General features: G+C 42.2%; 4 protein-coding genes and 1 pseudogene. 1 reads left to right on the forward strand and 4 read right to left on the reverse strand.

Annotated elements, in window-relative coordinates:
* Positions 1 to 373: 373 nt before the first annotated feature.
* The 4 genes and pseudogenes from HXW94_RS18065 to HXW94_RS18075 form a co-directional block, all read right to left on the reverse strand.
* A complete protein-coding gene (locus HXW94_RS18065) occupies positions 374 to 1333 on the reverse strand; it encodes a hypothetical protein (RefSeq protein WP_246294215.1) in 960 nt (319 codons plus the stop codon).
* A gap of 36 nt (positions 1334 to 1369) precedes the next feature.
* A pseudogene (locus HXW94_RS20480) lies at positions 1370 to 1678 on the reverse strand (transposase); the annotation flags it as partial.
* A 619-nt stretch (positions 1679 to 2297) separates the two neighbouring features.
* The gene (locus tag HXW94_RS18070; RefSeq protein ID WP_178368289.1) at positions 2298 to 2789 is read right to left on the reverse strand and encodes a GFA family protein; all 492 of its coding nucleotides are present in this window, start codon (positions 2787 to 2789) and stop codon (positions 2298 to 2300) included.
* A gap of 44 nt (positions 2790 to 2833) precedes the next feature.
* Positions 2834 to 3574, reverse strand: a complete 741-nt coding sequence (locus HXW94_RS18075) for a hypothetical protein (protein WP_178368290.1) — start codon at positions 3572 to 3574, stop codon at positions 2834 to 2836.
* A gap of 719 nt (positions 3575 to 4293) precedes the next feature.
* On the opposite strand from HXW94_RS18075, the gene HXW94_RS18080 reads away from it, so the two are divergent.
* Positions 4294 to 4632 carry a hypothetical protein gene (locus tag HXW94_RS18080; RefSeq protein ID WP_178368291.1) on the forward strand — a complete coding sequence of 113 codons (339 nt, stop codon included), beginning with the start codon at positions 4294 to 4296 and terminating at the stop codon, positions 4630 to 4632.
* Positions 4633 to 4718: the final 86 nt, after the last annotated feature.

Raw genomic sequence — 4718 nt, forward strand, 5'->3', positions numbered from 1 at the left:
TTAGGACATAGTGGAAGCCTTTCGTTAAAAACATACAATGCTAAGCGTGCTTTAACCGCTTGATTTTTAAGTGTTTAATTCCTGATTAAAGAGTTGTTAAGTCAGCCGGGAAAATGGGAATGCGCCCCTTACTGATTTTATAGTAAAAGAAGTGGTCGATTTCAACACCCTTTATATGTAGTATCTGCTGATTTTCTCTCATATGAAGGAAGATAGGTTTGTGCCCCTTTTAAGCCCCTCATTGAAAATCATGGTTAAAGAAAGACTTGTCAGGGACTCAGAGCGTTTTTTAAAGCAATTTCATCGTATTTTGACCGCAACCCACCCATCCCGACAAACTCAGGCAATTAAATACCTGAAATAAGGCTCTAAATCAGCCTATCAATCCGAGTTTCATCAAGCATCCTTCACTGATTTTTTCATCATTATAGAGCTGAAGAAACTTTTTCAGGTTATATGCGGTCTGACACAAAAGAGACCAAATGCGGTTTCCGTCAGTTCCCTGATAGAGGCTGCAACCAAAACCGCGAAGATTTTTTGAAACTGAAATAAAGCCTTCCGTTGCAGAACGGGCTTTTCGGCAATAGTCCTGCTTTTCTTCGGCAACATCCTGGCTTCTACCGAGAAAGATGTGTGGACAGCCTTTGGGGATTTCCTGATTTGCCCGGCTGCGGTAACCTTGATCACCGATAGCATGATCAGGACTGCCTTTCATTCTTTTTTCAAACAATAGAGCTGTCCTATGCCATAGGGTTTTATCATTGGGTTTTCCGATAAAATTTTCCATTGTAATCATAAAACCCTGGCGGTTGAACGAAAGCTGAAGCGTACTTCCAAATTCACAGTTCGGATATTTTTTGCCTTTTTTAATCGGGCGGGAGTCCGGTTCATCAAAAGATACAATCCGGTTTGGAATATGTCTTTCTCCCGCAAGTTTTTGTGCATTTTGATCTTGGAACAACATCAGGAGATCCAAAAGCTGCTGTGCTTTTTCTTTGTTTTTGTCAGAACCTTCAAGGCTTTGAACTATTGTTTCATACTTTCTTAATCCGGCGGAAAATATCAAAAGAACTTCGAAAAATAAATCTGCAATTTCAGTCTTTTTTCGATTTAAATTATATTCGCGCCGCAGCTGCCTGAGTTCCTGGCTATCCCACCAGATGGGAATATAATACTGTCGGGCAAACTGCTCCATTTTTTTAAAGGCCTTGAAAATCAATCCGAGATCTGTTGGATAAATGATGTTGTCGGGCAATACAGTAGAATCAATCAGCATACTGTCTGTATCAATTACTTTGGCAACCCTCAACATATTAAAAATGACTGATTCCACGGTCTCCATCCCCTCGACACCAAAACGTTTTCGCAATCTACTCAGGTTGCTGTGATGCATGAATGTGAACAGATTTTCATCTTGGACATTACAAAAATATTGAATATACCGGTTTTCCTTGACCTGCTTAACAACCGCCCGATCACTGAGCAACCGGAGTCGTGCAGCAATAAAAACAGCTACGATTGTTCGGATGGGGGTTCCTGTTCGTCCCGTTTTGTCACTATAATAGGGTACCAGTTTGTCTGTAATTTTTTGCCAGGGGATAATTTTGTGTAAAATAGCGAATGTGTTGGTTGGATCATGAATATTGTTTTTTATCCATTCTTCACTAAAAGCTTCAATGTTTTTTTTCGATCATTTTCAATCCTCTATTTACGGTTTATGAACATAAGAGCATTTTATTCAAGTTTTTGTACAACAGAATAGGATAGCATTCAATAGGTGCTTTAACGCCGATAAAATAGAAAATCAGCAGATACTATGTACCCAAAAAGACCTAAATCGGATGACTATACAAACAATAATCATTCCAGAGAGTAAAAGAATAGCATCAATTCAAGAAACAAAAGAAATAGAAGATGTTGTTCCAGCACATCCCAACTGCCTTGAAATTTTCCAGTTCTCCCAGTGAACAAATAGTCTATTATTTCTCTTTATAATAGGATTTTTGGTGGGATTGATTTCTTCTGGCATTGTTTACCGTCAGGCAAAGTAAATACCCGGCCAACATTGCACCCATTTGGATTTTCAAAATGATCATATATTCAGACGATAGCAACAAGAGAAATGAGTGATGCCAAAGTCAACAATAATGGTATCATTGAACCCAGAGAACCTTTCCAGGAAAGCGTTGACTACTTCGGCATTGTGTTACTGAACCTTTGAATGAGGTGTGAGCACTTCTCCAGCCAGTCCTTCCCCTCAAAAAAAATATTTTTTACCGTTTTATTGATGAAACAGTTTACAGAAGCTCGGAATGATTCTTGTGCCCGGACCATTTGGGCAGATCATCCTGTATTTCAATCACCTTTGAACCATAGAAAAGATGGCATGTTGGCCTGAATGCTTCCGGCACCTTGGCTGGATATCCGAAATCAAACAATGATGGGAAAGCGAGCCACATCCTGCGTCCCTCATCGGCAATGGGTGTGCCACATTTGCCGCAACTGATTTTACAAGGGAGAATACGCTCTGATCGGTTTTGTTCGCTGTTATATAAAAGCAGATGCTCCAAACCAGCGGTGAATCTTACATGGTGTTTGTGGAAAATCGCTACCCACTGCATAGGGGCTCCATGTAATCTCTGGCAAGTCAGGCAATGGCAAATTTTGGCATCCACTGGATCAGCGCTCACCTCATACTGGATGACTCCACAAAAGCATGAGGCTTGGTACTTGGCAACAAAGTCTGCGTCTTCCAGGGATGCATAATCGGGACCGAATGAATTTTTCATTATCAACACCTGTTCTGTTTATCAATTTTATCAATACGGGCAGATCATTGATGAAACGCCTCGTATTGAACTGTGATTTTGAAGTCGCTGAGTGACAATTCACTCTCCCATTGAGGTAATCTCTCTGCCGGACCATCAATCTGTACGATGGGAGGCCTCCGATCTGCAAGCCCGTTTATCTTAGCCCACAGTGTTATATCCCCCCAGTATTGTGGTGGTGTATCGGCAGACGCAACAAATTTAAAGATACTGCCGGGCGTTTCATTCCCTTCACGGATTGCGGTAAGCGCAAGGCTCTCAAGTCGTCCCAGTCCAGTTTTCGCGTCGGGTTGCTCCTGCATCCATCGCACTACGGCGGCAGGAACCCATGGCAAGGGAGCCTCGGACATGTTCGAGAGTTCAGCAAACAAATCAGCGTCTTGTTTAGCAAATGCCTTGTCGACGACCTCGGCGAAAAGAAGCTGTTCGTCCGTGACCGGACGTTGGTTATCATAGAGGGAAGCAAGTTGTTCGGGTTTCAGTTGCCCAAGACCGTTGAACGGCTCGACTCCGGGAAATGAATCGACACACAGAAGGTCCACATTCCTAATATCTTTGAGGCGTAGGCATGTCAGAATATGGGCGAGCATGGACTGGTCAAAAAGGCACGCATCAAACCAGAGGACGATATGCTCGCAGGTGGCGGCTTGCGCCAATTTTCGATACTGCTTGCGCAAGGAAAAATAGTACTCATTAAACCAGAGTATGAACTCAATACCACCAATACCAACCCCAAAGTACCACAACCTTCTTATCAGGCAGGATCATCGTTTTGGTGGGAAGGGCCAGCACTCACCACAGAAGCACTTGTAAGCCCTTGAATGCTTTTCACTCCAGCACTAAATTTTTAAAATTCAATGTTGATTTCATTAAGAGCGAATCCAATTTTTTTCAAGGAATCTGCGCCATACATACTTTTGAGGTGTTTCATCTAAATGATCATTACTATTTCCATACTTCATAGCTCGATAATGCGTTTATTTGCGAGATTTAAGCCGTCTTTAATGCCTGGTATGGCTTACACCACCAAAGCAACAAAAAGTCCTTGAATAGCGAATTTGCCCGATAAAGTTGGGGATTTAAGGCAGTATCACCTGCTTTGTCCCGCAAGTTTCAATACTGGAGCATACTGCATCTCATCTTCATAAACCTGCATCATAATTTTCCCATGATTCGGCTGCCGGATGGCGAGTGAGGGCTCTTCAGTGATGGGGAGTCCTATTCTGATTAGGAGGCATCCTGAATCATATAAAAGAGCCAAGGGGCAACGGTTATCCAGGCAAGAAACAATACCCATACCCTACCTTCAACCAAATTGTAGTCATGGAGTACCTTTGATAAAGGTTTGCGCGAGAGTACGAGCCCCATAAAAAACTCAAAAACTACTGTAAGACAGAGCCATATTGCACCAATTAATAAAGCATGATTGTTCGAGGTCGGTGGAAAATGAGATATAACGTACCAAATGAAACTTCCGATAAGGACCGAACCAATTATTGTCGAAAGCTGGTGGGCACGAAGTTCAGGCATTACTCTACCAAAGGTAAACTGCCGTAAAGCACCATTGGCAATTGCTATGAATAGCATTGGAATCCACATGAGTATGTATCGAGTCAAGAAAATTCACCTTTTTAAAGAAGTCCGCTTTTTTACACTGCCTAACGCACCCTTCACCGGCGGGTACGGAGGAAAGCAGAGTACACGTCCAGAGCAAGGGATTGGTTATACAGGATATGCCGCCATTCCAGCTCTCATTGCACCTGATATAGTCGATTTAAAAGTATTAAAAAATATCAATAAGTAATTTATTAAAATCATAAGTAGTGTTTTATAGTAAAAATCCTGACCCGAAGGGCCAGGATTTGGGTTAAGCCCAGAGGGCATGAACTA

The organism is Desulfobacter latus, from assembly GCF_013389365.1.
GTDB classification, from domain to species: Bacteria; Desulfobacterota; Desulfobacteria; order Desulfobacterales; family Desulfobacteraceae; genus Desulfobacter; species Desulfobacter latus.